Origin of the sequence: Trinickia symbiotica (genome assembly GCF_002934455.1) — a bacterium.
Lineage (GTDB): Bacteria > Pseudomonadota > Gammaproteobacteria > Burkholderiales > Burkholderiaceae > Trinickia > Trinickia symbiotica.
The window spans coordinates 1-26,191 of record NZ_PTIR01000018.1 but is presented as its reverse complement, the minus strand read 5'-3'; the positions used below and the strand labels follow the sequence as shown (position 1 = coordinate 26,191).

Genomic DNA, 26,191 nt, shown 5'->3' with positions numbered 1-26,191 from the left:
TCGCAGTCGTTCGGTCTCATTCACATATCGCGAGCGGCCAGCCACGAGCGCATCGAGAGTAACGCCGGTCAACCGCGCCTGGGGATGTCGATCGCTCTCGTCACGGCGGGCCGCGCGACGAATTCATTCAGCGCGCGCGTCACGTTCGGGAAATTGGCGATGCCGACGAGTTCGCCCGCTCCATAAAAACCAACGAGATTCCGCACCCACGGGAAGATCGCCATATCGGCGATCGTGTATTGATCGCCCATGATCCACGCGCGCCCCTCGAGCCTGCCTTCGAGCACGTTGAGCAAACGGCGCGACTCGGCGACGTACCGATCGCGGGGACGCTTGTCCTCATACTCCCTGCCCGCGAACTTGTGGAAAAAGCCCACTTGCCCGAACATCGGGCCGATACCGCCCATTTGAAACATCAGCCATTGAATGGTTTCGTAACGGCCCGCATCGTCCCTCGGAATGAACTGCCCGGTCTTGTCGGCCAGATACAGCAGAATGGCGCCCGATTCGAACAACGCGAGCGGCTTGCCCCCGGGACCATTGGGATCGATGATCGCGGGGATCTTATTGTTCGGATTGAGCGAAAGAAACTCGGGCGACATCTGATCATTCGTGTCGAAGCTGACCAGGTGCGGCTCGTACTGCAGTCCCGTTTCCTCGAGCATGGCCGAAACTTTGACACCGTTCGGCGTGGGCAATGAATAAAGCTGAATACGGTCAGGGTGCTGCGCAGGCCATTTGCGCGTAATGGGGAAATCGGACAGATCACTCATTGTTGACTCGGTTCACCGCAATTCGAAAGGCTCCATCGTGCAACATTGTGGTGCGGAGGTAAAGCGCGGTGCGCCGCGGCACGCCGAGAGCATTGGCCTAAGGCTGCCCCGATCCGCCGGCCGCGGTTGGATAGCAATCCAGCTCAACGCTTTACGTCGAACGCATATTCGCCGTGCGTGCGATGACCGTCGTCGGCCACTGCGACCCAATGTACCGTGTAGTGCCCGGCCGGCAGAGCGGGCAACGCGACCGACATCACCGCCGGGTGCTCGCTGTCGACCTTGGCCTTTCCGGCACTGACCGTGTTGCCTTTCGCATCGGTCACGCTGAGCGACGAGAACGTCGGCTCGAGCGGACCGTCGAAAGTGATTCGCACCTGCGGCGGCGACGCCACGGTCGCACCGGCGCCCGGCTCCTGCGTCTTCGGGAATACATGCGCCAGGGCTGTCCCCGTAACGAATGCCGTGACCGCGAAAACCGTCAGTTTTCGGACATAGCCCAAGCGCGCATCGTTCATCAGTTTCATTGCGATTGCCTCGATTCAGTTACTAAAAAAGCGGCTTGCCGAGAGAAGTCGGCAACAGATCGTCGAAGAAGATGTGCGCTTGCACGAGAATGCCGACACGCGAACCGCTGGCGCTGTTGATCGGTATCTGAGCCTCGACGCCGAATTGCCCATATCGGTTGATCCAGATGACGCCCGGATCGATTGTGCCCGTGGTCTGCCCCTGACTGCGCGAAAGCGGAACCTCGACGATCGGTACGAGGTTCGCGAAAGGCCCGCGCAATCCAATGTCGCGCACGTGCTGCTGCAAATACGGCAGGCTGTATTGCAAGGTGAAGCCGTAATTGAAAGCGTTGGGCTGCCCCGCCCCTGTCGTCAACGCGGGCGCGGCCTCGGCGGTCACGGCGATCGGGCGCAGGTAGGCCAGCGAATCAGGCAAGTCGCCCAGACCCTTGCCCATATAGATCGTCGGGGAAATCGTCGAGAAACTACTGGCGATCGCTTTGCTGCCCGTGCCTCCGAGTTCGGCATGCACACCCACCGACGTCATGAACTCGTGGCGCTCGCTGACGTATAGCAGATATTTCACGCCGACGCCGAAGTTGTCCCAGCCGCGCGCCGTCGGATTGTTCTGCATGACGTAGACGCCGTCGACGGAAACGGCAAGCCTCGAAGTGACCAGCTTGTCGTACTCGAAGCTGAACGTATTGATACTTTGATCGCCGTTGTCGCCCGGAACGCGTACGTGACCATACTCGAGGTTGGCCTCGTCACCGACGCCCGGATCGTCCACCGCCATCGTCGAGGGGAAGATGCGATCGCCCGCGACGGCGTGCGCGGTTGCCGCGGAAGGCGTAAGAAGCGAGACAATCGCTGCGTAGAGGGCAAGCGCACTCAGCGGCGATTTAGCGCCGCGTTTTTCAATGCTTGTCATGGTTGTCGTCCTTGTTGAGTCGTGCCAATGCCATCCCGCGTCCGCGCTCGGGCGCGAGATTGCCGCTGCCTCGCGTCAGACGCAGGCAGGTATCGATTAACGACTGGAATCAGGACGAAGCAGGAGGTGCGCGCGGTTGCGAAGACGTGAGCGGCTCATGTCGGCGAATGCTTTCGAAGCTCACCGCCTTGCACTGTTCGATGGCCCACGCGATGGCGGAGAAAGGAATGGGTATCGTCGGTACCGCGGGCGTATGCGCGAAAAGGCTGCAGTAGCCGCAGTCGTCGCCATGAGTCGTTGCCGAATGTGGCGTCGAATCGTTCGTGCAAACGTTGCTCTCGTGCATCATGTGCATCATATGCGCCATGTGCATCCTGGCCATATCGTGCATCGGCCCCATCGACTGCATATGCATCGAATGCACGGCGCAAGCCGTATCCGCGCGGCGGCTCGCGGCGACGATATGCGAGATCGTCGGCGCGAGCGTCGCCATCAGGATCGCGAACAATCCGATCAGGCTGCCAATTTTCGAATGAGTGCGCGCGAACATGATCAGAGCGCAGGAGTGAACCGCGGACAATGGCGCCAATTATGACATGGCCCCAATGGTCAGTTCACCTAACGAGCGAGCATTTTGGCGCGGGAATGTTGCCGCCTGCACTAAGCCGGCAGCGCCGCGGTGACACCGCGCGCGCGACGCCGGCCGCGGCCGGCCGCACTACCCCTTCAGCGCCTTGCCACCCGTTTCTTCGAAAAGCGACACCGCTATCAGCGAAATAACGACGCAGATCATCATGTACCAGGCGGGCGCCATGACGTTGCCGGAAACTCGGATCAGCCAACCCGCCACGAGCTGCGATGTTCCGCCGAAGAGCGAAACGGAGATCGCATACGCGCTCGACATGAAGCCCGCGCGAATCGCTTTCGGAAAGCTCTCCGGCATCAGCGCATAAGCCGGCGCCGAGCCCATCGTATAGCAGAGCATCAGCACGAACATCATCGCGAGCACCGCGGGCAGCGTCGTGAAATGATTCATGCCCCAGAACGCCGGATAGATGAGCACAAGCAGCGCGATACGGCCGATCACGGTGAGCGGCTTGCGCCGGCCGAGGCGATCCGACCATGCGCCATAGAGCGGACACATGACAAGCGACGTGAGGCTCGCGCCGACGCCGACCAGCATCGACAATTTGGCGGGAAGCTTCAGGTACTGAATGCAATAGGTCGGCAGGTAGTACATCAGCAAGTAGGACGCCACCGACATCCCCATGATGGCGAAGATCACGAGGAACCAGTTGCGAACATCGACCGCCCGCCAATGGCGCACGCCTGCGTCGGCTGACGACGGCTCCTCCGCGATGTGCCTCCGGAGATAGATGCCGACCGGGGCGATCAATGTACCCATCAGGAACGGGATGCGCCAACCCCAGCTATGCAATTGGGCGTCGTCGAGCAAAAAGGAAAGCAGCGCGGCGGTACCCGAGCCCAAGAGCGCGGCCGCGCCTTGGCTGGCGAGCTGCCAACTCGCGCGAAACCCGCGGCTGCGGTCATCGCCGGTTTCGAGGAGCGTGGCCGTCGCCGCGCCGAATTCGCCGCCTTGCGCAAAGCCCTGCGTCAAACGAGCGACGACGATGAGCACCGGCGCCGCGATGCCGATCTGCGCGTACGTCGGCGCACAGCCGATGATGGCCGCGCCGAGTGCCATCAATGCGATCGTCAACGTCAGCGCCGGGCGCCGGCCGGCGCGGTCGGCATAGCGACCGATGACGATCCCGCCCAACGGTCGCATCAGAAAGCCCACTGCAAAAACCGCGAACGAAAGCAGCGTCGAGGTGACCGCGTTTTGCGCAGGAAAAAACAGCTTACCGATCGTCAGTGCAAAGTAGCTGTAGACGGTGAAATCGAAGAATTCGAGCAAATTGCCGATAACGGCGGCCACGACAATTTTGGGCGCAGAAGCCGCTCGTGAACGTCCGCTGCCCGATGGTTCGACGAAGCCGGCCGTTCGCGTCTGCGCGTCATATTCCTGCGATGGTTCCTGAGCATGTGGTTTCAAGTTGATCTCCCTGCTTATTGTTAGTGCGGCTTTGTCGATCGGATGCCGCCGTCAAGCGGCAGCCCCCTTCAGCGGAAGGTAGCGCTCCACGAGTCGAGTCCAGAAGGCAGCGCCGATCGTCAGATTGTCATCGGCGAAGTCGTAGTGCGCGTTATGCAGCATCGGCGCGTGGGCGCCGTTACCAATGCGCAAAAAGCAGCCCGGCTTTTTCTGCAGGAAGTAGGCGAAATCTTCACTGCCCGCGATCGCCGGGAAAGGCGAAACGACATTGCGCTCTCCCACGAGCTCGACAGCGACCTGACGCGCGAACTCAGTTTCCGCTTCGCTGTTGACGAGAACGGGATAGCCGCGCAGCACTTCGATTTCCACCTTCCCGCCGTACGCCGCGACATGGCCTTCGGCCAATGTCCGGATACGCGCTTCGAGCTTTTGCCTCACTTCGTCGTTGAACGAGCGCACGCTCAACTCGAGCGTCGCCCGATCTGGAATGACGTTCGCGACGTGCCCTGCATGCATCGACCCTACGGTGACCACGGCCGTTTCCGTGGGGTCGACATTGCGCGAGACGATCGTTTGCAGCGCCATCACGAGGCTGCTCGCGATCACGATCGGATCGACGCTGAGATGGGGGCGCGCCGCGTGACCGCCTTTGCCGTGAATCGTGATCTTCACGGTATCGCAAGCGGCCATGAATGGGCCCGGGCGAAAGAGAAACGTGCCCGTCGGCACGCCGGGATGATTGTGAAGGCCGAAGATCGCGTCGCAGTCGAATCGCTCGAAGAGACCGTCGGCAATCATGCGTTCCGCGCCACTGTTCGAGCCGGCCTCTTCGGCCGGTTGGAAGATCAGATGGATCGTGCCGTCGAATCGGCGCGTACGGGCGAGCTGGCGGGCCGCGCCGAGCAGCACCGTGGTATGACCGTCGTGGCCGCACGCATGCATCTTTCCATCGTGCTTGCTTGCGTAGGGCAGGCCCGTAAGCTCACGAATCGGCAGCGCGTCCATATCGGCACGGATGCCGATCGATCGATTACTGGCACCCTCTTTCAACGTGCCTACCAGCCCGTGGCCGCCGATATTTCTGGTTACTGCATAGCCCCATTCTTCCAGCTTAGCGGCAACAAATGCCGCAGTGTCGGCCTCCTCGAACGAAAGTTCGGGGTGCTGATGAATGTGATGGCGAATTGCTTTCAGCTCTTCGCCGAACGCTTCGAGTTCAAGTTCGGCGACGCGAGAAGGCTCGGCTTGATGGTCCATCGTATGAGTATCCGTTTTGACGCAATGGGCCGAGTATTGCACCACCAAATTTCCGCTGAAATGCATCTGCCCGTGCAAGAATGTTGACTTTAGGTCAACGAAAGAGGGGCGAAATCCATGATCAACAAGGACCCCTTGGACTCTCGGGCGGTCGCTTATCTGCATGAGGTGGCGACCCATGGCGGCGTACGCGCCGCGGCGGACGCGCTCGGCGTCAACGCTTCGGTCGTCAGCCGACAGATTGCGATGCTCGAACGAACGTTGCGAATGCCATTGCTCGCCCGGCAAGGCCGCTCCGTGAACGTGACCGAAGTCGGCCGCATGCTCGTCGAGTTTCATCGCGAGCAAGCGCGGCGCATTCGCCAATTGCGCGTGCAACTCGACGAGTACCGGAACCTGGAGCGCGGGCGCATCGCCGTCGGCGTCGGCGAAGGGTTCGTCGAAGGATTCATCACGGGCGCGTTGCGTCGATTCAGCGTCAAGCATCCACATATCACGATCGATATCCGGTCGGGCACCACACCGGCGATCGTCGCAATGGTGCGCAACGACGAAGTCGATATCGGCCTTTGCGTGGACGCCGGTCGCGAACCAGGCTGCAAGATCCGCACATTCGCTTTGGGTCCACTATGCGCAGTCGCCACACCGGACCATCCGATCGCTGCGTTGAGCAAGGTGCCGCTAGCCGCATTGGCGCAATATCGCCTCATCTTCATGGCAAGTCACTTCACGGTGCAGGAGCATATGCAGACGATGCTCGACGCCGAGGGATTGACGCTTGTGCCCGCGTATCGCTGCGACCTCTTTTCCGCCGCGCAGGCCTTGGCTGCGGCTGGACTGGGGGTGGCGTTCATGTCCGCCGCGGCTGCGCGCCGGCGCATCGAGCAGGCTCAGCTCGTTGCCGTGCCGCTCGATCACCCCATCGCGCGGAATTTCCGCAGTCAGCTCATGACGCGCAGTACGCGACGGTTGTCGCCGGCCGCCGATCATCTCTGGAAGCAGTTGGCACAGGCGATGACGGGGACATGAGTGGCTGCGCGCAGGCCATAGCGACTGCGGCGAGCGTCATGCCGTTGCTACAATCGATCCGTTAAGGCAGCGACGACAAGGAGCCCGTCATGACCGACGATGAACGCGCAATTCGCGATCTGGTGGACGCCTGGATGACCGCGAGCAAGGCCGGCGATACGGAAACTATACTTAGTTTGGTGGCCGACGACGTAGTGTTCATGCTTCCCGGCCACGAACCGTTCGGCAAAGCGCAATTCGCAGAGATGTCCACGAGGCAGCAAGGCATGCAGATCGAGGGTACGAGCAAGATCATCGAGATTCAGGTGCTGGGAGATTGGGCGTTCATGCGCAACTATGTGGATGTGACGGTGGCGCCTCCCGGTGCGGCGCCGATACGGCGTGCAGGCCATACGCTTACAGTCGTCCGCAAGAATGAGGACGGCCGTTGGCAACTGGCGCGCGACGCGAATCTGGTGGTCTGAAGTCGGAGAGCGAGGGCTGAGCGCGGTGGGCATTCGCTCATCGCCTACCGCCGAAGCAGCCAGATGAGAATCGATAGTGCGATCGATATCACGATGCACGTGACGATCGGAAAGTGAAAGCTGAACCCCTGCCGAACGATGTGGATGTCGCCTGGCAGATGCCCGAAGGGAATACGCGCGAGCCAGCGCCATCCGAGGCCGGCCGCGATAAGGATCAATCCGCTGACCAAAAGAATGAGCTGCATGGCAAAAACCCCGAGTGCCCGCTGACGGCTAAACACCTTGTCAGCGTAGCGCGTTTGCACGAGCACGTGCCGGTCACCCGTTTTGTACTATGCAGCACTCCGCGCCAACCGACCAAGCCACCAACATGATCATTCAACTCGCCGAACCTTATCTACTCGTCGAAACGCGCCACGGCCCTATGCTCGTCAACCGGCATGACATTTATATCGGCCGCGCATTAATCGACTATGGCGAATACTCCGAACTCGAGACGCGGCTCCTTGTTCAACTGATCAAAGACACGCGGACGGTTGTCGAGGTCGGCGCGAACATCGGCAGTCAGACCGTTCCGTTAGCGGCGGCGGCACGAGGGGCCGGCGCCGACCTGATCGCGCTCGAGCCACAACCGTTCCTATTCCAGAACTTGTGCGCGAATCTGGCGCTGAATGCCGTTCCAAATGTGCTCGCATGGCCGATGGCGTGCGGCGCGCAGCCCGGTGTGCTCGGATTCTCCCGCCCCGACTATCATCAGCCCGGCAATTTCGGCTCTGTATCGATGCAGGCGGACGTCTCGGCGGCCGACATCGAGGTTCCCTGCATCCGGTTAGACGACATACTGAAGAACAAAGACGTTCAGCTCATGAAAATCGACGTGGAGGGTTTCGAATTGCAGGTGCTGGCGGGCGCTCGTGAAACGATCCTGCGAAGCAGGCCGACGATTTATGTCGAAAACGATCGCGTCGACAATTCGGGCGCACTCATCGAGCATCTTTGGGAGCTCGACTATCGGCTTTGGTGGCATGTCACGCCGCTATTCAACCCCGAGAATTTTCGCGGCAACGCCGATAACCTGTATCCCGGCATATCGTCGTTCAACATGATCTGCTTTCCGCGCGAATCGGGCATGAATGTGATCGACAGCGACGAAATCAAGGATTCGAGCGCTCACCCGTTCATTGCCCGGTAGGATCGCCATACGCAGGCGTCGTTGCGGATGTCCGCCAAGGCTTTCGCGTCTACTTCGCGCGCGATGGACGCAAGACTTATATGTTGCTGTGCGGCGGCGATAAGAGAACGCGGGCAGCCGATATCAAGGACACAGTCAGGCGATGGAACGCTATACGGATACACCGCCAGCAAGGAGAAGTATATGAGCAAAGTTCAGGTCTCTCGCTTCGACGTCTCGGAGCACCTCGACAGTGAGGAAATCATCGCGGAATACCTCAATGCCGCGCAGAAGGAAGGAGATCCAGATCTCCTCATGCGTGCGATTGCGGACGTAGCGAAGGCTCGCGGCATCGCTCAGATTGCGGCTGATGCCCGTCCAGGGCGCGAGAACCGGTACAAGACACTAGGCGGCGTTAGTGAGGACAAACGGACAGATCTTTCTTAATGCACTGTTTCCTCAGCTACTGCCAATATTCGTCGCGCTCGATCGTACGGTCGCGCCACAGGTCGCCTTGTGACCATCGAAGGCAACCGCTCGGCCCTGCGTCACGAAGTCCGGGTTCCCTTCCGCGATGGTGCAGTCCTAAGTCAATAGCGCTCCGTCGCAGCCGCATTGCCGCCCGTGGGATCAGGTTGCGCTGTCGGCACGTCGTCACCGTCTGCCGCCGTATACGCCCCGACGCCACCCGGCTGCCTGCCGCCCGGCGGAAAATCGGAACTCCAGTCGGCAACCTGGAATAGTAATACCTTCGGCATCCAGCGGCGCGAACAACCCGCAAACGAAGGCTCACTGGAGAAAGGCTGATTGTGTGCACATGTCGTCGCCGTGGATGCGCGTATGCACCGATCCTATTCCCCCACAAGAACGTCGGCGGGCAACCGGTGTTGCGCGTCATGGAGGCAAGCTGAGTCAGCGCGCGGTCCCGCGGCCGGTTGGACGGAATAAACGCGACCGCCAGACGTTTCTCTCTAGTAGAGCGCATAAGAGCAGCAAAATTCTGGAGCGCCGCGCCGACGCGGTGATACCCCGCCCGACGCCTGCTCCGGCAGGTCACATCATGTGCAACACAGTTGGACTCGCGTCTGCCCTACTCGCCGGCCTGGTCTGCGCCGCCCCCGTTATCGCTCAGACTTATGAAGGCCAGCCTCTCGACACTTCCGTGTGCCGCGACGTGTCAGGCCAGGAGGAAATAGACGGCGTCATGCAGCCGTACACCGGGCGAGCTTGCCAGCAGCCTGACGGCACCTGGGTAGTCGTGAACAGCGATGGCCAGTCTTGGCTCATGCCGGACTACGCGTACGATTACGGGCCGTACTATTACGGTCCCTGGTACTTTGGGCCGCCGGTATTATTCGGTGGATCAGTCGTCTTCTTGGATTTCCACCGCCACCACCATCACCATCGTTTCGACCACGATCGCTTCGGCCACCATTTCGACCATGACTTCGACCGTGATCGGTTCAGCCCCCAATTCGATCACGCCTTCGATCGTGGACGATTCGACCACCGTCGGAATCACATCGCAGCCATGCCGTCCGGCGTGCCGCCTGCTCAGCGGGCGCCTAACGTAGCCGCGCCGCCTGCCGGCGCTGAAGCGCGTCACGTGTTGGTGGTGCCGCCAAGCGTCCCGGCTCAAGCGCCGCACGTGGCAGTGATGCAGCCAAGTCCCCCTGTTCAAGCGCCGCACACGGCAGTGATGCGGCCGAGCGTTCCTGTTCAAGCGCCGCACACGGCAGTGATCCGGCCGACTGTTCCCGCGCAAGCGGGGCATATGTGGACCGGCGGATTTGGCGGGGTCCGCGAAGGCGGACATGTCTCGGGTGGCGCGGGCGGTCACTTCACGGGAAGAGGCGTTGGCGGTGGCATGCACGGGCACTGATCGATGCCCGCGCTCATGAGCGTGCTCAACCTCGCTCGTACCAGTCTTTCGACTGCTTGACGATGTGCACAACCAGCAGCATGACCGGCACTTCAATCAGCACGCCCACGACGGTTGCCAACGCCGCGCCAGAATCGAAGCCGAACAGGCTGATTGCCGCTGCGACCGCCAGTTCGAAGAAGTTCGATGCGCCGATGAGTGCCGACGGACATGCGACGTTGTGCTTTTCGCCGACCGCGCGATTGAGCCAGTAAGCGAGCGCCGAGTTGAAGAACACCTGAATTAAGATCGGCACCGCGAGCAATGCGATCGCCACCGGTTGCTTGAGGATCGCTTCACCCTGGAAGGCAAACAGCAGCACGAGCGTCGCCAACAGTGCGGCGATGGACCACGGGCCGATCTTCGCCATTGCAACGTCGAACGCCACCTGCCCCTTCGACAGCAGCCGCTTGCGCCATATCTGCGCGAGGATGACAGGGATGACGATGTAGAGCAGCACCGACGTAAGCAGCGTCGCCCACGGCACCGTGATCGCGGAAATGCCAAGTAGCAGTCCGACCAGCGGCGCGAATGCGACCACCATGATGCTGTCGTTGAGCGCGACCTGCGAAAGCGTGAACAGTGGATCGCCGCCCGTTAGGCGGCTCCATACGAATACCATCGCTGTGCACGGCGCAGCGGCCAACAGGATGAGGCCGGCGATGTAGCTGTCGAGCTGTGCAGCGGGCAGCATCGGCGCGAACACATGCTTGATGAACAGCCAGCCAAGAAATGCCATCGAGAATGGCTTGACGAGCCAGTTGACGAAGAGCGTGACGCCGATGCCTTTCACATGCTGACGGACTTCGTGCAACGCACCGAAGTCGACCTTGACGAGCATCGGGATGATCATCACCCAGATCAACAGCCCGACGGGGACATTGACCTTTGCGTACTCGATCCGGCCGATCTGCTCGAACAGGCGGGGCAGCGCCTGCCCGAATGCAATGCCCGCGACGATGCATAGCGCCACCCAGACGCTCAAGTAGCGCTCGAAAAAGTTGATGGCATGCTTCGCGACGGCTTTTTGCGGTGGGGCAAAGTTGGACGTGTTCATTGGAGAAGTATTTGTCTTGTCGACGCAGGCGGCACCTGATTTCCCGAGGCTTCAATGCAAACGATCAGCTCCGCGAGATGTCTGTCAGCGCCTTCTGGAGGTCAGCGTTGTCGTAGCTACCAAGCGGAAGCGCCAGCAATTGAAGCATCCGATAGCCGATCGCCTGGCGCGTGAGTTCGAACGCGAGTCGCTTGCCGTCCTCGCCGCCCAATGCGTTCGACGGATCGGCGTAGCCCCAATGAACTTTCACCGGACTGCCGGGCCAGTGCGGGCATGCCTCCGACGCCGCGCTATCGCAGACGGTGATGACGATCCGCATTTCCGGCGCGTCGTCGCCGACGAACTCGTCCCAGCTTTTGCTGCGATACCCGCTGACATCCACGCCCGCACCCATCAACGCTTCCAGCGCGAAAGGATTGAGCCGGCCGCTCGGCGCGCTACCGGCGCTGTACGCGCGCACGTCCTTGCCGAGCTTGGCGGCCCAATGATTGAGCATTCCTTCCACCAGCACACTACGCGCCGAGTTGTGGGTGCAGAGAATCAATACGTTAGTGCTCATGCGGATGCCCCAGCTTTGCCTCAGCAACAGGTGGAGTTCACCGGCACGCCAATCGCTTTGCCCCGGGTGGGCGAACACCGAGCAGAAACATCGGTATTCGGCTCGATCGCTGGCGCACCACGGGATTCCCCAAAGGTCGGGACCTCGGCGAGCGTTTGATAGGTCTCCCACGCAAGTCCTTGCGGATCGATCGTCCAGTATTTGTCGGAGCGCGCATAGCAGCACGCTGCTCCGACTTGTGCATCGACGGGCAAGGCAGCGCCACTGAGGCGCTCATGCATCTCCGCAAGCTCTGTTTCATTCTCGACCTGCACGCCGAGATGATCGAGCCCTGGGCTCGCGCCGCGCTGCGAGATCGCGAAATTGATGCGCGGGTCCTCGAGCATCCACTTAGCGTAGTCGTCCTTAACCACAGTCGGCTCGGCGGCGAACAACGCGGAATAAAAGCGAATGCTGTCCGACAGATTGGCGACGCTAACGTGAACGTGAAAGCGTTTCATGATCGACGCTCCTTGGACGTTGAACAGGAAGCTGTCGGCGAGCAGGGGTTGCCACCACAGCAGTTCTCCGTGAGGTAAGCGAGCAGGCCGTTCATCGTTGGGAAATTTGCGCAGTAAAAGATAAAACGGCCTTCCTGGCGACTGGTCACTAGCTGCGCGTGGGCCAGTTCCTTCAAATGGAACGAGAGTGACGACGGGGGCACGTCCAGCAGCGTGGCAATCTGGCCCGCAGGCAACCCCTGCGGTCCCGCCTGCACCAAAGCGCGGAAAACGGCGAGCCGGGATTCGTGCGCGAGTGCCGCAAGGGCGACAATGGTTTGGTTCACCTCCATTCTTCTATAATAGTCGAAATATCGAATGAAGCAAGCAGACCGCTTGCGCAGCGCAAACGCCGGAGGTTTCCCGACGCGAATGCCAGAATCGATGCCGAGACCAAGAGCCAGCAGATTGCACAGATCTAGGCATCAAACGATGCTAATATCGTGCCTTACTGACGGAGGTTATATGCGAACCACAATTGCTTTGGACGATGATTTGATCTCTCGTGCCCAGGACTACACCGGATTGAGCGAGAAATCCGCTCTTGTGCGCGAAGCGTTGAAAGCGCTTATCGAGCGCGAAGCCGCGCGCAGGCTCGCTGCCTTGGGCGGCAGTCAACCGGGCATCACTGCTGCGCCGCGCCGCCGGCAGGAGCTTGAATGATCCTCGTCGACACTTCTGTGTGGAGCGATCACCTCGATCATTCAGAGCCGATGATGGTCGACCTTCTGCTTCACGACCGTGTCCGGATCCATCCATATGTAATTGGCGAAATTTCGCTAGGCAGTTTGCGCGACCGCTCTACCGTGCTTCGAGCTTTGAACGATCTGCCGCGCGTGCCCGTGGCTACGCCGGATGAAGTCTTCTATCTGATTGAGCAACAGCAGCTGTTTAGCCGGGGGATCGGCTACGTCGATGCGTCGTTGCTCGCATCCACGAAGCTACAGCCTGGCGTGACGATTTGGACGCGGGACAAGAGGCTAAAAAAAATCGCCGACGAGCTTGCGTTGAACGCGGTTCTGGACCACTGAATTCAGCTCACGACCACGCCCGAGCGGTTGTGAGCTACCCACAAGCTGACCTTTGCGGGTATCGAACCAGCAACATCAACCGTCTTTGTCGTTTATCCCCCCGGGGACATGGCGGGGCACCAGCGCCCCGCTACCTCAATAAGTCAACACCTTTTAGCGCAAATCGGCTGCTCGGCGCCCTCCTTCAATTCAGAAATTGGTACTACTGATATTTTTGTCAATTGAAGATGCTCGAATCCGTACCTAGGAAAAACCCGAGAGCTGGACGATGATGAACGGCGCCGAGAACCTTTGAGAGAGAGCTCGCGGCGGCAGACGCCTCGAGTACTGTCGCTGCTGAGCGGTGCAAGCTATGCGCCGCTCGATGGAAGTTCGTTGTTGAGAAGGAAAGCGTTCGTGCGACTGTTGCGGAGCACGTACCCCGCGGCGCCATCTTTCAGTTCACAGGCCCCGTGGCCCCACTGTTTCATCGTAATCGGACCTTGCATTCAGCTCATGACCTCACGAGCTTCGAGCGTTGTCAGCGCACGTTCATCCGCGGCCAGCATCGACGGCACTTCTTCGCGAAGCAGGTCAATGAACGTCCGAATTTTTGCGTCGAGAAAACGACGCGAGTGATACAGCACATAAACGTTCACGGGCTGTACCTCATACTCGCGAAGAATCCGTATCAATGCACCCGAGCGCAAACCCGGCAGCGCCACGCCAACCGGCAGCATGGCGATGCCGAGTCCCCTCGTGACCGCCGGCTCCAGCGCTTCCATCGCGTTGACCGTCATGCGAGCCGAATTGACATTCACCACATACCGCTTCCCTTCGCCTTTGAATATCCATTGGTCGAAGGGAAATATGGGCGTGGCTAATTGCAAGCATTGATGGCTGCGCAGGTCTTCCGGCGTTTTCGGCACGCCGTGGGTCGCCAAATACTGCGGGGAAGCGCACACCACGCCACCAATGCTTCCGAGCCTTAGACTCACCAACCTAGAACTCGGTAGTTCAGGGGCGACGACGATCGATGCGTCGTAGCGCTGCTCGAGCATGTCAGGGATCGCTCCCGCCATCGTGACTTCGACTCTCAGCGACGAAAACCGCAGTTGATATTCCAGGATGGCCGGCACCACGAGCTGATGGCCGAAGCTCGAAAGCGCGTGAACGCGCAGCAGCCCGGTCGGATAGGCTGTCGCCGATCGCGCTTCGGCTTCCGCGTCATCGATGTTCAAGAGAACCTCCTGGCATCGACGCAAGTAGCGCTCGCCAGCCTCCGTCAGGGCGACGCGCCTCGTCGTCCTGTTCAGCAACCGGCTACCCAGATGCGTTTCCAGTTGGGCGATGGCGCGCGAAACGGCGGCCACGTTCAAGTCGAGCCCTCTGGCCGCCAGCGCGAAGCCTCTGCCGGTCGCGACCTTTTCGAAGATGCGCATGCATTGAAGAGTGTCCATTCCTCATCCCTGACAAAAGAATACGTCCGTCGAATGCCCACTCATCGGCACGACTTGGGCCGACAGGTCGTGAAAAAACGACGCTCGCTCAACCCGAAAACACATCGGGAAGTCGCGGCGTTTTTGCGCACGCGGCGCGGCGCCCAGGGGTCGAGCAAGATTCGCTCGATCCGGCCACGTAGGGAGCATTTACTCCGCGAACGTTGGCGGCGCGCACGCGCCGCAGGCTGCCACCGCGATAACGAAGTGCCGTGCTCGCTTTTCAAGGAAGGCTCCCGAAGGTTGTGCCGCCGGATGCAAGTTACGCTGAGCGTGGTACGCGCTCCATTGGACGATGGTGTTGGCGATACTTTCGTATCGGCGGAAATAAGCGGTGCCGACGTGCCGATGCCACGAGTGGGGAGCGGCCGTCAGCGATCGACAAGGACCGATACCAAGGTATCTTGACTATCCGTCCGCGAGGGACGATTGTTGTTGCGTGATGTAGCGCCGCAGGAGCGGACCGCGATGAAAAACGAACTGAGTCGCACGGTGGATGCGCTCCCCGGCCTGGTATGGACCGCCTTTCCCGACGGTCGCATCGAGTTCGTCAACCGACGGTGGTGCGAATATACGGGGCTTTCCGTGGAACAAGCGTCGGGCGAGGGTTGGCAAAGCGCCTTCCACCCCGAGGACCGACCCGAGCTGCTTGAATTCTGGCGGGCCAGCCTTGCTTCGGGGCAGCCGGGTGCGGTCGAAGCGCGTATGCGTCGCTTTGACGGCACCTATCGCTGGTTTCTTTGCCGCGCAAGCCCGATCACCGACAACTCCGGCACCATTGTTAAATGGTGCGGAATCAACGCGGACATCGAGGACCACAAGCAGGCCGAGAATGCGCTGCGGGCGCAACAGCAACGCTTCGAACTGATCGTCGATGGCCTCCCCACCCGCGTCGTCCTCTTTACGCCCGAGGGCGACGTTTTGCACGCCAACCGCTATACGCTCGACTACGCGGGCGTAACGCTCGACGATCTGAAGGCCTGGACGACGAACGGCCTGACCCATCCGGACGATAGAGAATTGGTCATTGCCCGGTTTCGTGCATCGATAAGCACGGGAAAGCCTTATGACGCGGAGTCGCGCCATCGCCGTGCAGACGGCGTCTACCGATGGTTTCGCGTGCAGGGCTTTCCGTTGCGTGACGATGAGGGCCGGATCGTCCTTTGGTATTTCCTGCAGACGGATATCGAGGACCGAAAGCGGACCGAAGCACTACTTGCAGCGGAAAAGCGTTTGCTCGAAATGGTGGCGCTAGGGCAGCCGTTGTTCACGGTGCTAGAAGAGCTATGCCAGCTCCTCGAAGACGTCTCAAACGGGTGCCTCTGCAGAATTTCGTTCATAGATGGCCACGATACGGCGCTCCGGCACGTAGTATCGCCCGGCCTCCCTTCTAGCTACCGTCGATCCGTTGGTGACAGCAGCGACTCCCCCGAGTCATACCCTTGCACGATGGCGGCGTCCCTCAAAACGCTCGTGGTCGTGCCCGACGTCGCCTCGGATTTACGTTGGGCGCCAATGTGGCGGCAACGCATGCTTGCGCATGGACTGCGATCATGCTGGGCAACGCCGATCCTTTCGCGCGCCAATGAGGTCCTGGGAACATTCACCATCTTTCAATCGGAACCCGGGGATCCCTCTGCTTTCCAGTACGACTTGATCGGACAGTTCGGGCGCATCGCGGGCATCGCCATCGAACGCGCACGGAGCACCGATGCGCGCAAGCGGGCGGGCGAGCAGTTACGGAAAAGCGCGGCACTGATGGCCAAGGTGGAGCGGCTTAGCTCGAGCGGGAGCTTTTGCTGGCGCCCGACGACCGGCTCCATCATCTCGTCGGATGAGTTCTATCGCATCTTCGAGATCAACGCAGGGGTGCCGATTACGATGGATATGATTCTGGCGCGCATCCACCCTGCTGACCTCCATTTAGTGCGTGAAATGATCGAGCAGGCGAAGGACGGCAAGGACGTCGAGCTCGATCACCGGTTGCTGCTGCCCGATGGCTCCGTCAAGTACATGCACGTACAAGCTCACGCTACACACGATGCACAGGGCTCGCTCGAGTACATTGGAGCCGTGCAGGATATGACGGAGCGTCGGCAATCCGAGGAAGCACTTCTCGCTCTGCGCGCCGAATTAGCCCACCTGAGTCGCGTCAACAGCTTGGGGGCGCTCACAGCGTCGATCGCGCACGAAATCAATCAGCCGCTGGCGGGCGTCATGACGAATGCCAGCACGGGTATGCGCATGCTGAGTGCAGAGCCGCCCAATATCGAAGGGGCGCTAGGAACCGTACGACGCACGATTCGCGATGGGCAGCGCGCCTCGGAGGTCATTACACGGCTGCGCGCGCTGTTTAAAAAGGAAGTCGTCATAACTGATGCTATCGATCTGCGCGTAGCCGCTTGCGAGGTCATCGAGTTGCTGCGGTGTGAAATTCACAGAAAACGAATCTTCCTGCGGCTGGAAGCTGCCAGCGACCTGCCGCCGGTCACAGGCGATCGAGTGCAGCTCCAGCAGGTTGTATTGAATCTGCTTCTGAATGCCATAGAGTCGATGGAGGGGGTCGAGGACCGCCCGCGGCAGATACTGCTCAAGATCGATCGGGGCGATGGCGACCATTTGCGACTCGCCGTAACCGATACCGGAGTAGGCTTTGACCCCGAGCGCGCCGGCAAGCTCTTCAATGCGTTCTATACGACTAAGAGAGACGGCATGGGTGTCGGCCTCTCCGTGTGTCGCCGCATCATCGAGAGCCATGGTGGCCTCCTATGGGCGAATGCTAACGACAACTTTGGCGCCACGTTTTCATTCTCAATTCCGTACCGCGGGCAAGGCATGCCGATCGCCACGCCGTCCGGAACGGCGCGCCAACCCGCGCGCGCGAACGCCGCGTCGGCAATGAGAACCCCATGATGGCAGATCGCTCGCTTATCGCAGTCGTCGATGATGACGAGTCGGTGCGCGAATCGCTGCCCGACCTGTTGCGCGAGCTCGGGTTTGCCGCGCGAGCGTTCTCATCGGCAGAGGAGTTTCTGGCATCTGGCTGTGTCGACGAAGCGAACTGCCTGATTCTGGATATCGCAATGCCTGGCATGTCCGGCGCAGATCTGCAGGTGGAGTTGCAGCGGTGCCACCGGACCGTCCCGATCGTTTTCATCACAGCGCACGGGGACGAAGACCTGCGCCCCCGCATGCTCACACGCGGTGCCGTCGAATTGCTCTTCAAACCATTCAGTGACACGGCGCTGCTCGTCGCGGTCCAGACAGCGCTCAGTGACAACTGAATCTATCACGATGCCTATGATCGGAGTGGCTGATGACGTCCGCCCATGCAGTTGTACCTAAAACCGAATCGCTGTCGGCAAACCCGATACCGGTCGTACTTGTCGTCGACGATGATGTCTCGGTGCGCGAGTCGCTCGAGTCGATGATCCGCTTCGCCGGTCTAAGGGCGGAAACGTTCGCCTGCGCGCACGACTTTCTCGAACACCCACGCGCAAGGGTCCCGAGCTGCCTCGTGCTGGACGTCAGCCTTCCCGATCTCAGCGGCCTCGACCTGCAGAACCTCATCGCCTCAGAGCGCGCTGAAATGCCGATTATCTTCATCACCGGTTACGGCGACGTACCAATGACTGTGCGCGCCATGAAGGCCGGAGCTGTGGAATTTTTTACCAAGCCTTTCGATGATGAAGTTCTGCTCGAAGCAATCCGGCAGGCCATCGAGCGAAGTCGCGTGGCATTGAGCGAGTCAGCCGAGGTCCAGGCTATCCATGATCGCTACGCCTCACTGAGTCGACGGGAGCGCGAGGTCATGGCGCTCGTGGTTTCCGGCCTTCTAAACAAGCAGGTAGGAAGCGAGCTTGGCATCAGCGAAATCACGGTGAAAGCGCACCGCGGGCAGGTCATGCGCAAAATGAACGCCCGCTCGCTTGCCGATCTCGTGACCATGGCTGCGAGACTTCGCGCTGCATACGTGCCTACGACACCACCGCTCCAGTCAGCTTGAGCGATGATTCATCCAGATGCCTGCGAATGGGCTTCGGAAGGCCAGCAGCCCATGCGCTCGAACGTGAATTGAGATTGTCGCCAGCGGAAACGCCACCGGTTGTCTTGTTAGTCGTCGTCGACGATACACGTCACCTTACCCTCAGCTCAACAGGCGCATCATCGCGATACCCGCCGCCGAGCGCCTTTGACATTGCGATGTCCTGACTCAGGCGCTGCCCGTCGACTTCCAGCATGGAGATGCGTTCGAGCAACACAGGCTGACGGGCGTCCATCGCCGTCAGCTTGCTGGCGACGCCCCTTTCGTAGCGCGCTTGCGCGCTCGCCTGGGCGACCGACACCGCATTGATCTTCTGTGCTTGCAGCTCGGCTTCTTCGTCGAGGTCTTGAAGTCTGCTACCCGTCACCGCCACATCGCGCACGGCGTTCAGCACGGCTTGGTTGTACTGCGTGATGAGAGCGTTGCTAGCCGTACGCGCGCCGCTCAGGTTGACGTTGAGCCGGCCGCCATCGAAGACCGGCAGATACAGGCCAGGAATCAGGTTGATCTGCTGGCTGGCATGGGTAAAGAGGTCTGCAAGATGCAGTGCGTTGACGCCGAAAAACGCCTTGATGTCGAAGCTCGGATAGAAGGCGGCTTTTGCAGCATCGATCCGGTCGAACGACGACTGGACATACCAGCGCATGGCTTGGAGGTCGGGGCGACGTGCCAGTAGTTCATATGACAGCGTAGTTGGCAACGCGGCCTGCGGCGACGGCAACGGTACAGCCTTGATGTCGACAAGGTCGTCCGGTCCTGCGCCGAGCAGCGCGCGCAACGATTCGCGAAATTGCGTGATGCTGGCGCGTGCCGCAGCGATTTGACGCTTCGTTGCCAGCATTTGCGCGCGAGCGAGCTCGGTCTGCGTAATCCGTTCGAGGCCGCGTGCGGCACGAGCGGCGTGCGCATCCACGTCGAATGCCGTAATAGAGTTGAGCAACGTCTGCCGACAGCTCGAGCTCAATCGCGGCGACTTCCGCTAGCCGCGCGTTGTGCACGCCGATTGAGGCCGCTACCTCCGCGCGCTGCTTGCCCCAGATATCGACGTCCAGGCTCCCGCCGAGCCCTACGATGCCCTCCGTGTACCACGGCCCCGTCGCACCGATCGCTGGCTGGCCTGTCGAATATGCACCCAGGAAGCCGTTCGACGACACACGTTCTCGATCCACGGCGGCGATTGCCGTGAGCTGCAGATTCGTCCCGGCGCGCACCAGATCGATGTCCGATTTCGCCTGCGCGACGCGCGTTCGCGCTACGACGATCGTAGGCGCGGAGGCCAGTGCGCGGGCAATCAGCGAATTGAGCTGCGGGTCTCCGTACACGCTCCACCACTGCTTTGCCGGCCAGCCGTCTCGTTCGAGATGGATGTCGTCGGCGACGCGGATTTGCTCCACCGAGATCGTGGAATACGGCTTTCGATCGTGCTGGATCAGCGCACAGGCCGACAGCGCGCACGTCAGTGCGACCATTACACCACAGGGCAGCCAGCGACGCGAAAGCGGATCGGAAGAAGCAATCATGGTTGCCTTGCTCATTCGATAGTGCCAATACGCCTCGAACCAACACTCCAAGCAGGCAGCGTTGACACTTGCTCGATCAGGCGCCTGGCGCACACGACCAAACTCTCAGACGCGCCCTTCGCTGCATCCGTGCTGGACTCCCCCGAGTCGACGCTCCGATTTGTCGCTAGCAAATCGAAAGCAACGGGAGCCGGTGCGCGAACTGCTTGCGGGCGCTCGATGAGATCGCTGGCGTAAGCTTCGAGCGATACACCGGCCGTTTCAGCCCATATCAGCGCGGAGCGACGCGCGCGACGCTCTCCAACTGGCTGCGCTCGAATTTCCGCGTCGAATATTTCCACTGCGAGAAGGATCTCGCGTAATTGTGCAAGCATCGTCTGAACGTAAAGCTGGAAGACTTCCTGCTGCCCTTCGCCCAATTGCCAAGTGGGCTCCAGTGCAACCCGGGCGGCCATCGCCTCACAATCTGCACTCTCAGCCCAGAGCGCCGTCGGCGTCGTACTTGCGTCGCCCTGCTGTCTCAACCGTGCCGCAATTCCGCGCAGCAGACGCGCGACACATTGACGGAGCGCCTCACCTTCGGCCTCCGGCCATAGCGACGCATGAACGACGACGGATATGGCCACTCCGAGGAGAATGCCGACCATTCGATCCCGGATCTCGCTAAGGTTCGTCGTCGGCCCGAACTGATCAAGCAATGCGAGCGCGAACGTGAACATTAGTTGCGTGCCGGCATAGCTGATTCGCTCCGATCCCGCGCTTACCCATGCGCCGAGCGCAATCACCGGCAACGACATCATCAGCAGGCCGACGATGCCGTCGATGCGCGGCACCACCCATACAACCATCACAAGCGCAACCACGCTGCCGAGCGCCGCGCCGCCTATACGCAGGATTGAGCGCCGGGTCGTCGCGCCGAGGCTCGGCTGCGCGACGATCAGTGATGAGAGCATGATTGTATGAACGCCCTGCCAGCCTGTCGCCTGGTAAAAGAGGTAACCGACCATCGCCGCAAGCAGCGTCTTCAGCGCGAACTGTATGTAGACGGAATTCGAGAACGCGTCGGGGACAAAAAAGCGCTCGTTTTCCCTTGTCGTCTCGGCCGACTCAGGCGCGGCCGATCGCACGGCGAATGCATGAAGCGCTTCCCGCATCCGGTGCAACACTCCGGGCATACCTTCGTGCGGAACATTGGCAAGCATCCCTCCGACAGTGAAGCGCTCATTCGTCCGGATGACATGGCCGAGGTGCCCGCACGCGCAGCGAAGCGTACGCAGGACGCCCGTCGGCACCTCCGCTGCGCTTTCGGGCAGATTCGCCATCGCCGCATAAAGACGCGACACGGTTGTCACGCGTGCCAGATGAAACGCCTGGCGCCGGCGGTAATCAGGGTCGCGCATCGTCGCGAATCGCAACAGTCTTTGGAGCGTCAGCGTTCCACTTTGAACTTCCCGCGCGGCCAGCCTGCCCGCGCCACGCGTGCCGCGCTCGAGATGTGCGAGCCTTGCATCCACCGCCGCAAGTTGCCCGAGCATCGCGCTTTCAAGTTGCCCCACCGGCTCTGCAGGAAGGAATAAGGAGTTGATCAACAGCGTGATCGCAATCGCGTAGTTGATAGCGACCCAGAGCCACAGCGCGATGCGAACGAGTGCTTCCGCGTGGTCGGTCAGGTCGACGAACGACTGAAAATAGATGACGACCAGGCCGACGAGGAAGAAAGCGGCGCCGATTTTTGCTACCCGCATCATGTATGCGCTGAAGACAAACAACGCTGCGGACAGCAGGATTCTCAGCAACGGGTAGTCGTATGTCAGCTTCAGCACGAGAATCGCACTGCCGACGGCCAACGTCACTCCGACGATGAACACCATGCCAACAAGACGGGTCATCACCACGTTCGATTGCGTGACATAGAACACGGCGAGCAGCGAGAGCGCGAGAAAAGGCACCTGCAATGTCATGGATACCGCAATGACGATCGCGCTTGCCAACACGCAACGCAGCATCACGTTCGCACGCCCTGGGTTAGCGCGGATCTCGTCGCAGAGGAAGCAAGCCAATCGCCGCAAGCTCTGCGGGAGATAGTCGGTCAACGCCATGGCCATCCTCATCGTGTCGGTGCTACCGCGTCGCCGCGCTTAAGGATTGCGACCGCGGAGGTGCCGAGGCGGAACAATACGGGATCGGGATTGCGCACCGCAATCTTGACAGGGAAGCGTTGCGACACATGCACCCAGTTGATCGTGCGCTGCACACTTGCGAGTCCCTCGTGCACCACTCCACCGTCATCTGGCAGCACGCCGTAGCTGATCGAGTCGACCACGCCTGTGAAGCGCTTGGCAGTATCGCTCATCAGGTACACCATGGACGGCGAGCCTGCATGCACATTCTTCAGCTCCGTTTCCCGAAAGTTGGCGATGACGTACCAATGCCGTGTATCGATCAAGGTAAAAACAGGCGTCAACGCCGAAGCGAACTGCCCGACTGTCGTGCGTAATGAGACAACGCGACCGTCGAAGGGCGCGCGGACCACGGTGAATTCGAGATTCAACTCGGCAATGGCAATCTGCGCCTCGACTTCGGCGCGCTGCGCGACCAGCGCGTCGACACCGCTGACTGCCGCGCTAGCCTGCTGCGCCTGAAGTGCCGCCGCGCTAAGCTCCGCTTGCGCGGAGCGCTGCGCGGTACGTGCGCGATCGACTTCCTCGGCGGAGACATAGCCCTGCGCGAGCAAGGGTTCGGTACGGTGCAGTGTGTCCGCAGCCTGATTTGCAACCGCACGGGCCCGTTCGACGGCCGCACGCGCGGAATCCGCGTTGTACCGCTGGGCGTCGACCGTGCGTTGCGTCAAAACGATCTGCTGATTGAGCGCAACGAGCCTGGCTCGAGCCTGATCCAGTGCGGCCTGATATGGACGCGGGTCGATCTGCAACAACAGGTCCCCTTTTTTGACGGCCTGATTGTCCCGAACCGGAAGCTCGGTGATCCGACCGCTGACTTCGGGCACTACGTTGATCGTATCGGCGTACACGTAGGCATCATCAGTGCTTGGCGCGCGATCGAGCCGCCACGAGACGATGAGCAGTAACACAATGGCAATCAGCACGATCGCTGCGGCGGGAAGTCTTTTCATGCGCCCTGCTGCGCGAGCGTTGTCATTCGTTTGAGCCACGATCGTCACCGAGAAAAGAATGCCAGCCACGCAGTCAGTGCAAAGAGCGCAGAAAGCGCCGGGTAGCTGAGCGCATGCGGTGCGAGCGCGGTGTTCGCACCACGCCGGGTCAGCGCGAGATGGACCGCGACGGTTGCGGTGACGCCGCCCACGACGCAAAACAACCAGTCCGGAAAGGCTGCGCCGAACAGCGGGATGGACGGCGCAAATGAGCAACCACTGAGTAGCAGACCGGCCGTTGACAGCGATGCCAAACTCGAGACGCTTAATGAGCTCATTTTTGGTCGACGGCCGTGCGGCTCCCTGCTATCGGAGAGCCACTGCCTTTGGCTCCCGTCCAGGACGCGATTGCGAACGATGCCACGCATGCTGCTTTGGCAAGGCACTCAACCATCGAGAAAAGACCAATAGCAACGCAGCGCGCGTACTCAAGAGGAAGTGCTGGCGCTATAGCGAATACGCTCGCTGCGCAGATGAACGTAAAGGCTTGACGGGCAAAACGCACGTTGGCGATGGCGGCCGCGCCAATAACGCCTATCAGTATCTTCGACGCCACCACCGCGAGCAGCCAGGTGAGATCGATCGACCCGCCGAGTTCCAACCGCGCCTCAATCAGTGCCCAGCCACAGACCGCAATGACAGATGCTTTGAACAAGCGCTCTGATTTGGGCGCCGATTCGATGGCATCCATCGAGGCGCGTTGCGAATAGCGCTCCATGTAGTTCCTCGAGTTGATCAAGCCGGCCGTTTTCCTGGCATCCACGAATGCTTCTGGCGTGTGAGGCGATTTGACGGTAAACCCAGCGCAGCCGCAATTAGACTTTGGTCGCAGGATGAGATGGCATTCCTTCCCACCGATACGAAGGTCTCACACACCCTCGTGCAACGGCGCGCAGCGCCGCTTGCGGCCTAAAGTTGATTTCAGGAGCAACGCCTCCCCAACGCTGGTGTGCTGCTCGGAATACAGGGCGTACTGACGACGAATATCGTCACCGCCGCATTTGTTCCGCTTTCCAGGAGGCAGTGCGCCGCGCCCGCATACAAGGCGAACCCTAGGGCGTCGGTTTGTCGCACGCATGGAGCCGTCTCGGCGAGCCAGTGCGATGAGCGCGCTTGATCATGGGCCGATCGAGACGCTCCATGCGAAAGTCAATAAGCGCGCCCGCGAGGCAGTCCTTAAGATAATGCCCGGTCAACGCCGCAAGGGTCGTGCAAGTGAGCGCCGACACTGCGTGCGGTAGACCGCAACCGTGACGCGCAAGCTCGAGGTAGAAGTCAGGCGCGGCCAGCCATGCGCGCTGAAGTCGTGGTTACGTAAGCGACTTTAGCGGCTCGCGGCGCCCTCGCGCGCGGTACCGGCTTCCGGTGCGCCCCGCCTGAGTGGCAATGCGGAGCCAAGAATGTCGCGGATTCCGCCTACGCTGCCAACAAGCAGGTCGCGAGCGGTGGTCACCACGCCATTGCCGAGCGAGCTTACCGCGCCGAGCGTTTCGGCGCCGACTTCTTCGGTGGCGTGCACCGCACCGACCAGCACGTCGCGCACCACCTCGACGGCGTCGTTCGCGATGGCACCCGTGGCGCGTAGTGTGCCCGTTACCGTATCACCCGCGAAACCGATAATGGGGCCGCTGAATTCCTCGGTCGCCGTTTCCGCCGCACCGCGCAATCCGTAGTTCCTCCCGCCTTCCGTCCTGGAATCGGCGCCGCGTTCAGACCGGGATCGTTCCCACCGAGATTCGGCGCCGCGTTCCGACTTGGATTGGTCTGCAGCGGTTTCCGATTGCGTGGTTTTCTTTTCGTCTGCCATTTGAGCCTCCTTCACGGCTGTGTCCGGTCGTGCGGCGCCATCGCGCCGTCATGCGCACGACAAACATCGCGCAAACGGTAACCGATGCGCCCTCGAAACGACCGGCGTTAGAACAAACATAGGGCAAGCTTAGGCGCGCAACCATTGTTCCTTCCTATCGCTATACGCCAGGAATCGCCATGTGCGCCCGGCCGATCCGTCCGGCGGCGATCGGTCCGACGAAGCGGGTGCCCCTTCATGCAACAGGCTCACTCAGCTTGCGCGAGCACGGCTTTAAGATTGGCCTTTGCTGTTTCCGCTGTTTGCGCTCGGCCGCTTCCTGTTCGCCGGAAAGCCTATCACCGACGCTCCGCACAATGGCACGAAAGTCAGTCTTTTTGGCCGCTGCGGCGGTAGACGCGCTCAACCCGATTAATAGAATGAATGCCGTCGCGCCCATCGATTGCCCGCGGGGCGCTCGCGCCTGCCGGCATGGCTCGCGCCTCCTAAAGGGCAGAGGAGACCGCGATGGCCCACGCCGCATGGATAGGACAGTCACGCCCCTTGCGGCGCGCGGCGCCGCCCGCATTCGCACCGATCTTCATCGCTTTGTCGTTCGCCCTGCCTGGACGCGTCCATGCGGCCGGCCCGTTGCCGAGCGGCGGGCAGTTCGTCGCCGGTACGGGCTCGATCAACGGCAATCCCACGTCGCTTACGATCAACCAGACGTCGAGTCGCGGCATCATCGACTGGACGAGCTTCTCGATCGGCAATGGCAATCACGTCAGCATCACGAACGGCACGGGCGCGACGCTGAACCGCGTCACGGGTGGTGATCCCTCATCGATTCTCGGCACGCTCTCGGCGACGGGCAGCGTCTACCTGATCAATCC

At 60.9% G+C, this 26,191-nt stretch carries 32 protein-coding genes; 10 read left to right on the top strand and 22 right to left on the bottom strand.

The annotated features are described in order from the left end of the window. Positions 1-68: 68 nt before the first annotated feature. The 6 genes from B0G57_RS22615 to B0G57_RS22590 all read right to left on the bottom strand — a co-directional run bounded on the left by B0G57_RS22615 (position 69) and on the right by B0G57_RS22590 (position 5,526). On the bottom strand, positions 69-773 hold the full coding sequence (locus B0G57_RS22615) for a glutathione S-transferase N-terminal domain-containing protein (RefSeq protein WP_018440287.1): 705 nt from the start codon (positions 771-773) through the stop codon (positions 69-71). Positions 774-916: 143 nt separating this feature from the next. Then, the gene (locus tag B0G57_RS22610) at positions 917-1,300 is read right to left on the bottom strand and encodes a copper resistance CopC family protein (protein ID WP_018440288.1); all 384 of its coding nucleotides are present in this window, start codon (positions 1,298-1,300) and stop codon (positions 917-919) included. Positions 1,301-1,322: 22 nt separating this feature from the next. After that, complete coding sequence (locus B0G57_RS22605; protein WP_018440289.1) at positions 1,323-2,213, bottom strand: hypothetical protein; 891 nt, start codon at positions 2,211-2,213, stop codon at positions 1,323-1,325. 109 nt (positions 2,214-2,322) lie between these two features. Beyond that, entirely contained in the window at positions 2,323-2,763 is a 441-nt protein-coding gene (locus tag B0G57_RS22600; RefSeq protein WP_018440290.1) for a DUF2946 domain-containing protein, read from the bottom strand. Between the two features lie 168 nt (positions 2,764-2,931). Beyond that, positions 2,932-4,269, bottom strand: coding sequence for an MFS transporter (locus B0G57_RS22595; RefSeq protein ID WP_018440291.1), 1,338 nt, complete (start codon positions 4,267-4,269; stop codon positions 2,932-2,934). 51 nt (positions 4,270-4,320) lie between these two features. Then, entirely contained in the window at positions 4,321-5,526 is a 1,206-nt protein-coding gene (locus tag B0G57_RS22590; protein WP_020566139.1) for a M20 aminoacylase family protein, read from the bottom strand. Between the two features lie 135 nt (positions 5,527-5,661). Between B0G57_RS22590 and B0G57_RS22585 the strand changes: the two genes are divergently transcribed. Both B0G57_RS22585 and B0G57_RS22580 read left to right on the top strand, forming a co-directional pair. Beyond that, a complete protein-coding gene (locus tag B0G57_RS22585) occupies positions 5,662-6,555 on the top strand; it encodes a LysR family transcriptional regulator (RefSeq protein WP_233216002.1) in 894 nt (297 codons plus the stop codon). Positions 6,556-6,644: 89 nt separating this feature from the next. Further along, on the top strand, positions 6,645-7,019 hold the full coding sequence (locus B0G57_RS22580; protein ID WP_018440294.1) for a YybH family protein: 375 nt from the start codon (positions 6,645-6,647) through the stop codon (positions 7,017-7,019). 44 nt (positions 7,020-7,063) lie between these two features. On the opposite strand, the gene B0G57_RS22575 is transcribed toward B0G57_RS22580, so the two are convergent. Beyond that, entirely contained in the window at positions 7,064-7,264 is a 201-nt protein-coding gene (locus B0G57_RS22575) for a DUF2905 domain-containing protein (RefSeq protein ID WP_018440295.1), read from the bottom strand. Between the two features lie 125 nt (positions 7,265-7,389). On the opposite strand from B0G57_RS22575, the gene B0G57_RS22570 reads away from it, so the two are divergent. Together B0G57_RS22570 and B0G57_RS22565 are read left to right on the top strand one after the other, a co-directional pair. After that, positions 7,390-8,211: an FkbM family methyltransferase gene (locus B0G57_RS22570; protein ID WP_199189646.1), complete on the top strand. Its 822-nt coding sequence runs from the start codon at positions 7,390-7,392 to the stop codon at positions 8,209-8,211. A 183-nt stretch (positions 8,212-8,394) separates the two neighbouring features. Continuing rightward, complete coding sequence (locus B0G57_RS22565) at positions 8,395-8,637, top strand: addiction module antidote protein (protein ID WP_020566141.1); 243 nt, start codon at positions 8,395-8,397, stop codon at positions 8,635-8,637. Positions 8,638-8,649: 12 nt separating this feature from the next. Here B0G57_RS22565 and B0G57_RS31875 read toward each other — a convergent pair whose 3' ends face one another. The 7 genes from B0G57_RS31875 to B0G57_RS22545 form a co-directional block, all read right to left on the bottom strand. Continuing rightward, positions 8,650-8,766 (bottom strand): PAAR domain-containing protein, encoded by a 117-nt coding sequence (locus tag B0G57_RS31875; RefSeq protein WP_108912763.1) that lies wholly within the window; start codon positions 8,764-8,766, stop codon positions 8,650-8,652. Positions 8,767-8,780: 14 nt separating this feature from the next. Beyond that, on the bottom strand, positions 8,781-8,948 hold the full coding sequence (locus B0G57_RS31155; RefSeq protein WP_018440298.1) for a hypothetical protein: 168 nt from the start codon (positions 8,946-8,948) through the stop codon (positions 8,781-8,783). Positions 8,949-9,553: 605 nt separating this feature from the next. Next, complete coding sequence (locus B0G57_RS31150) at positions 9,554-9,700, bottom strand: hypothetical protein (RefSeq protein WP_158256628.1); 147 nt, start codon at positions 9,698-9,700, stop codon at positions 9,554-9,556. A gap of 397 nt (positions 9,701-10,097) precedes the next feature. Then, positions 10,098-11,168 carry an ACR3 family arsenite efflux transporter gene (gene arsB, locus B0G57_RS22560; protein WP_018440300.1) on the bottom strand — a complete coding sequence of 357 codons (1,071 nt, stop codon included), beginning with the start codon at positions 11,166-11,168 and terminating at the stop codon, positions 10,098-10,100. 64 nt (positions 11,169-11,232) lie between these two features. Next, a complete protein-coding gene (locus B0G57_RS22555) occupies positions 11,233-11,727 on the bottom strand; it encodes an arsenate reductase ArsC (protein ID WP_026229602.1) in 495 nt (164 codons plus the stop codon). A 20-nt stretch (positions 11,728-11,747) separates the two neighbouring features. Next, the gene (locus B0G57_RS22550) at positions 11,748-12,227 is read right to left on the bottom strand and encodes an ArsI/CadI family heavy metal resistance metalloenzyme (protein ID WP_018440302.1); all 480 of its coding nucleotides are present in this window, start codon (positions 12,225-12,227) and stop codon (positions 11,748-11,750) included. Further along, positions 12,224-12,559: an ArsR/SmtB family transcription factor gene (locus B0G57_RS22545; protein WP_018440303.1), complete on the bottom strand. Its 336-nt coding sequence runs from the start codon at positions 12,557-12,559 to the stop codon at positions 12,224-12,226. The genes B0G57_RS22550 and B0G57_RS22545 overlap by 4 nt, the downstream gene beginning before the upstream one ends. Positions 12,560-12,731: 172 nt before the next feature. On the opposite strand from B0G57_RS22545, the gene B0G57_RS22540 reads away from it, so the two are divergent. Both B0G57_RS22540 and B0G57_RS22535 read left to right on the top strand, forming a co-directional pair. Continuing rightward, entirely contained in the window at positions 12,732-12,929 is a 198-nt protein-coding gene (locus tag B0G57_RS22540) for a type II toxin-antitoxin system VapB family antitoxin (protein ID WP_020566143.1), read from the top strand. Next, positions 12,926-13,297, top strand: coding sequence for a type II toxin-antitoxin system VapC family toxin (locus B0G57_RS22535; RefSeq protein WP_018440305.1), 372 nt, complete (start codon positions 12,926-12,928; stop codon positions 13,295-13,297). Before B0G57_RS22540 ends, B0G57_RS22535 begins: the two co-directional genes overlap by 4 nt. 488 nt (positions 13,298-13,785) lie before the next feature. Here the strand turns inward: B0G57_RS22535 and B0G57_RS22530 are convergent, their stop codons facing one another. Beyond that, positions 13,786-14,736 (bottom strand): LysR family transcriptional regulator, encoded by a 951-nt coding sequence (locus B0G57_RS22530; RefSeq protein ID WP_018440306.1) that lies wholly within the window; start codon positions 14,734-14,736, stop codon positions 13,786-13,788. Between the two features lie 507 nt (positions 14,737-15,243). On the opposite strand from B0G57_RS22530, the gene B0G57_RS22525 reads away from it, so the two are divergent. Genes B0G57_RS22525 through B0G57_RS22515 form a run of 3 tightly spaced genes read left to right on the top strand, consistent with a single transcriptional unit; the run spans position 15,244 to position 18,781 of the window. Continuing rightward, positions 15,244-17,688 carry a PAS domain-containing protein gene (locus B0G57_RS22525; protein WP_018440307.1) on the top strand — a complete coding sequence of 815 codons (2,445 nt, stop codon included), beginning with the start codon at positions 15,244-15,246 and terminating at the stop codon, positions 17,686-17,688. Then, positions 17,685-18,059: a response regulator transcription factor gene (locus B0G57_RS22520; protein WP_223258715.1), complete on the top strand. Its 375-nt coding sequence runs from the start codon at positions 17,685-17,687 to the stop codon at positions 18,057-18,059. Before B0G57_RS22525 ends, B0G57_RS22520 begins: the two co-directional genes overlap by 4 nt. Before the next feature lie 32 nt (positions 18,060-18,091). Next, complete coding sequence (locus tag B0G57_RS22515) at positions 18,092-18,781, top strand: response regulator transcription factor (RefSeq protein WP_018440309.1); 690 nt, start codon at positions 18,092-18,094, stop codon at positions 18,779-18,781. 130 nt (positions 18,782-18,911) lie between these two features. Here B0G57_RS22515 and B0G57_RS32290 read toward each other — a convergent pair whose 3' ends face one another. The 7 genes from B0G57_RS32290 to B0G57_RS22485 all read right to left on the bottom strand — a co-directional run bounded on the left by B0G57_RS32290 (position 18,912) and on the right by B0G57_RS22485 (position 25,319). Beyond that, on the bottom strand, positions 18,912-19,541 hold the full coding sequence (locus B0G57_RS32290) for a TolC family protein (RefSeq protein WP_317615747.1): 630 nt from the start codon (positions 19,539-19,541) through the stop codon (positions 18,912-18,914). Beyond that, the gene (locus tag B0G57_RS32285) at positions 19,498-20,355 is read right to left on the bottom strand and encodes a TolC family protein (protein WP_317615746.1); all 858 of its coding nucleotides are present in this window, start codon (positions 20,353-20,355) and stop codon (positions 19,498-19,500) included. The genes B0G57_RS32290 and B0G57_RS32285 overlap by 44 nt, the downstream gene beginning before the upstream one ends. Beyond that, positions 20,352-22,439, bottom strand: coding sequence for an FUSC family protein (locus B0G57_RS22505; protein ID WP_051090011.1), 2,088 nt, complete (start codon positions 22,437-22,439; stop codon positions 20,352-20,354). Before B0G57_RS22505 ends, B0G57_RS32285 begins: the two co-directional genes overlap by 4 nt. Before the next feature lie 8 nt (positions 22,440-22,447). Next, positions 22,448-23,473, bottom strand: a complete 1,026-nt coding sequence (gene mdtN / locus B0G57_RS22500; RefSeq protein WP_020566145.1) for a multidrug transporter subunit MdtN — start codon at positions 23,471-23,473, stop codon at positions 22,448-22,450. A gap of 44 nt (positions 23,474-23,517) precedes the next feature. Beyond that, a complete protein-coding gene (locus B0G57_RS22495) occupies positions 23,518-23,790 on the bottom strand; it encodes a YtcA family lipoprotein (RefSeq protein WP_051090004.1) in 273 nt (90 codons plus the stop codon). After that, complete coding sequence (locus tag B0G57_RS22490) at positions 23,787-24,230, bottom strand: hypothetical protein (protein WP_104489599.1); 444 nt, start codon at positions 24,228-24,230, stop codon at positions 23,787-23,789. Before B0G57_RS22490 ends, B0G57_RS22495 begins: the two co-directional genes overlap by 4 nt. Positions 24,231-24,836: 606 nt before the next feature. Next, positions 24,837-25,319: a hypothetical protein gene (locus B0G57_RS22485; protein ID WP_020566146.1), complete on the bottom strand. Its 483-nt coding sequence runs from the start codon at positions 25,317-25,319 to the stop codon at positions 24,837-24,839. Between the two features lie 507 nt (positions 25,320-25,826). Here B0G57_RS22485 and B0G57_RS22480 point away from each other — a divergent pair. Next, positions 25,827-26,191, top strand: a 365-nt coding sequence (locus tag B0G57_RS22480; protein ID WP_146098877.1) for a two-partner secretion domain-containing protein, incomplete at its 3' end; no start/stop codon positions are given.

Excerpts from the sequence above, each read along its gene's own strand:
- B0G57_RS22615 (WP_018440287.1), bottom strand. The coding sequence starts at position 773 with ATGAGTGATCTGTCCGATTTCCCCATTACGCGCAAATGGCCTGCGCAG.
- B0G57_RS22610 (WP_018440288.1), bottom strand. The coding sequence starts at position 1,300 with ATGAAACTGATGAACGATGCGCGCTTGGGCTATGTCCGAAAACTGACG.
- B0G57_RS22605 (WP_018440289.1), bottom strand. The coding sequence starts at position 2,213 with ATGACAAGCATTGAAAAACGCGGCGCTAAATCGCCGCTGAGTGCGCTT.
- B0G57_RS22600 (WP_018440290.1), bottom strand. The coding sequence starts at position 2,763 with ATGTTCGCGCGCACTCATTCGAAAATTGGCAGCCTGATCGGATTGTTC.
- B0G57_RS22590 (WP_020566139.1), bottom strand. The coding sequence starts at position 5,526 with ATGGACCATCAAGCCGAGCCTTCTCGCGTCGCCGAACTTGAACTCGAA.
- B0G57_RS22580 (WP_018440294.1), top strand. The coding sequence starts at position 6,645 with ATGACCGACGATGAACGCGCAATTCGCGATCTGGTGGACGCCTGGATG.
- B0G57_RS22575 (WP_018440295.1), bottom strand. The coding sequence starts at position 7,264 with ATGCAGCTCATTCTTTTGGTCAGCGGATTGATCCTTATCGCGGCCGGC.
- B0G57_RS22570 (WP_199189646.1), top strand. The coding sequence starts at position 7,390 with ATGATCATTCAACTCGCCGAACCTTATCTACTCGTCGAAACGCGCCAC.
- B0G57_RS22565 (WP_020566141.1), top strand. The coding sequence starts at position 8,395 with ATGAGCAAAGTTCAGGTCTCTCGCTTCGACGTCTCGGAGCACCTCGAC.
- B0G57_RS31155 (WP_018440298.1), bottom strand. The coding sequence starts at position 8,948 with ATGCCGAAGGTATTACTATTCCAGGTTGCCGACTGGAGTTCCGATTTT.
- arsB (WP_018440300.1), bottom strand. The coding sequence starts at position 11,168 with ATGAACACGTCCAACTTTGCCCCACCGCAAAAAGCCGTCGCGAAGCAT.
- B0G57_RS22555 (WP_026229602.1), bottom strand. The coding sequence starts at position 11,727 with ATGAGCACTAACGTATTGATTCTCTGCACCCACAACTCGGCGCGTAGT.
- B0G57_RS22550 (WP_018440302.1), bottom strand. The coding sequence starts at position 12,227 with ATGAAACGCTTTCACGTTCACGTTAGCGTCGCCAATCTGTCGGACAGC.
- B0G57_RS22545 (WP_018440303.1), bottom strand. The coding sequence starts at position 12,559 with ATGGAGGTGAACCAAACCATTGTCGCCCTTGCGGCACTCGCGCACGAA.
- B0G57_RS22540 (WP_020566143.1), top strand. The coding sequence starts at position 12,732 with ATGCGAACCACAATTGCTTTGGACGATGATTTGATCTCTCGTGCCCAG.
- B0G57_RS22535 (WP_018440305.1), top strand. The coding sequence starts at position 12,926 with ATGATCCTCGTCGACACTTCTGTGTGGAGCGATCACCTCGATCATTCA.
- B0G57_RS22530 (WP_018440306.1), bottom strand. The coding sequence starts at position 14,736 with ATGGACACTCTTCAATGCATGCGCATCTTCGAAAAGGTCGCGACCGGC.
- B0G57_RS22525 (WP_018440307.1), top strand. The coding sequence starts at position 15,244 with ATGAAAAACGAACTGAGTCGCACGGTGGATGCGCTCCCCGGCCTGGTA.
- B0G57_RS22520 (WP_223258715.1), top strand. The coding sequence starts at position 17,685 with ATGATGGCAGATCGCTCGCTTATCGCAGTCGTCGATGATGACGAGTCG.
- B0G57_RS22515 (WP_018440309.1), top strand. The coding sequence starts at position 18,092 with ATGACGTCCGCCCATGCAGTTGTACCTAAAACCGAATCGCTGTCGGCA.
- B0G57_RS32285 (WP_317615746.1), bottom strand. The coding sequence starts at position 20,355 with ATGAGCAAGGCAACCATGATTGCTTCTTCCGATCCGCTTTCGCGTCGC.
- B0G57_RS22505 (WP_051090011.1), bottom strand. The coding sequence starts at position 22,439 with ATGGCGTTGACCGACTATCTCCCGCAGAGCTTGCGGCGATTGGCTTGC.
- mdtN (WP_020566145.1), bottom strand. The coding sequence starts at position 23,473 with ATGAAAAGACTTCCCGCCGCAGCGATCGTGCTGATTGCCATTGTGTTA.
- B0G57_RS22495 (WP_051090004.1), bottom strand. The coding sequence starts at position 23,790 with ATGAGCTCATTAAGCGTCTCGAGTTTGGCATCGCTGTCAACGGCCGGT.
- B0G57_RS22490 (WP_104489599.1), bottom strand. The coding sequence starts at position 24,230 with ATGGAGCGCTATTCGCAACGCGCCTCGATGGATGCCATCGAATCGGCG.
- B0G57_RS22485 (WP_020566146.1), bottom strand. The coding sequence starts at position 25,319 with ATGGCAGACGAAAAGAAAACCACGCAATCGGAAACCGCTGCAGACCAA.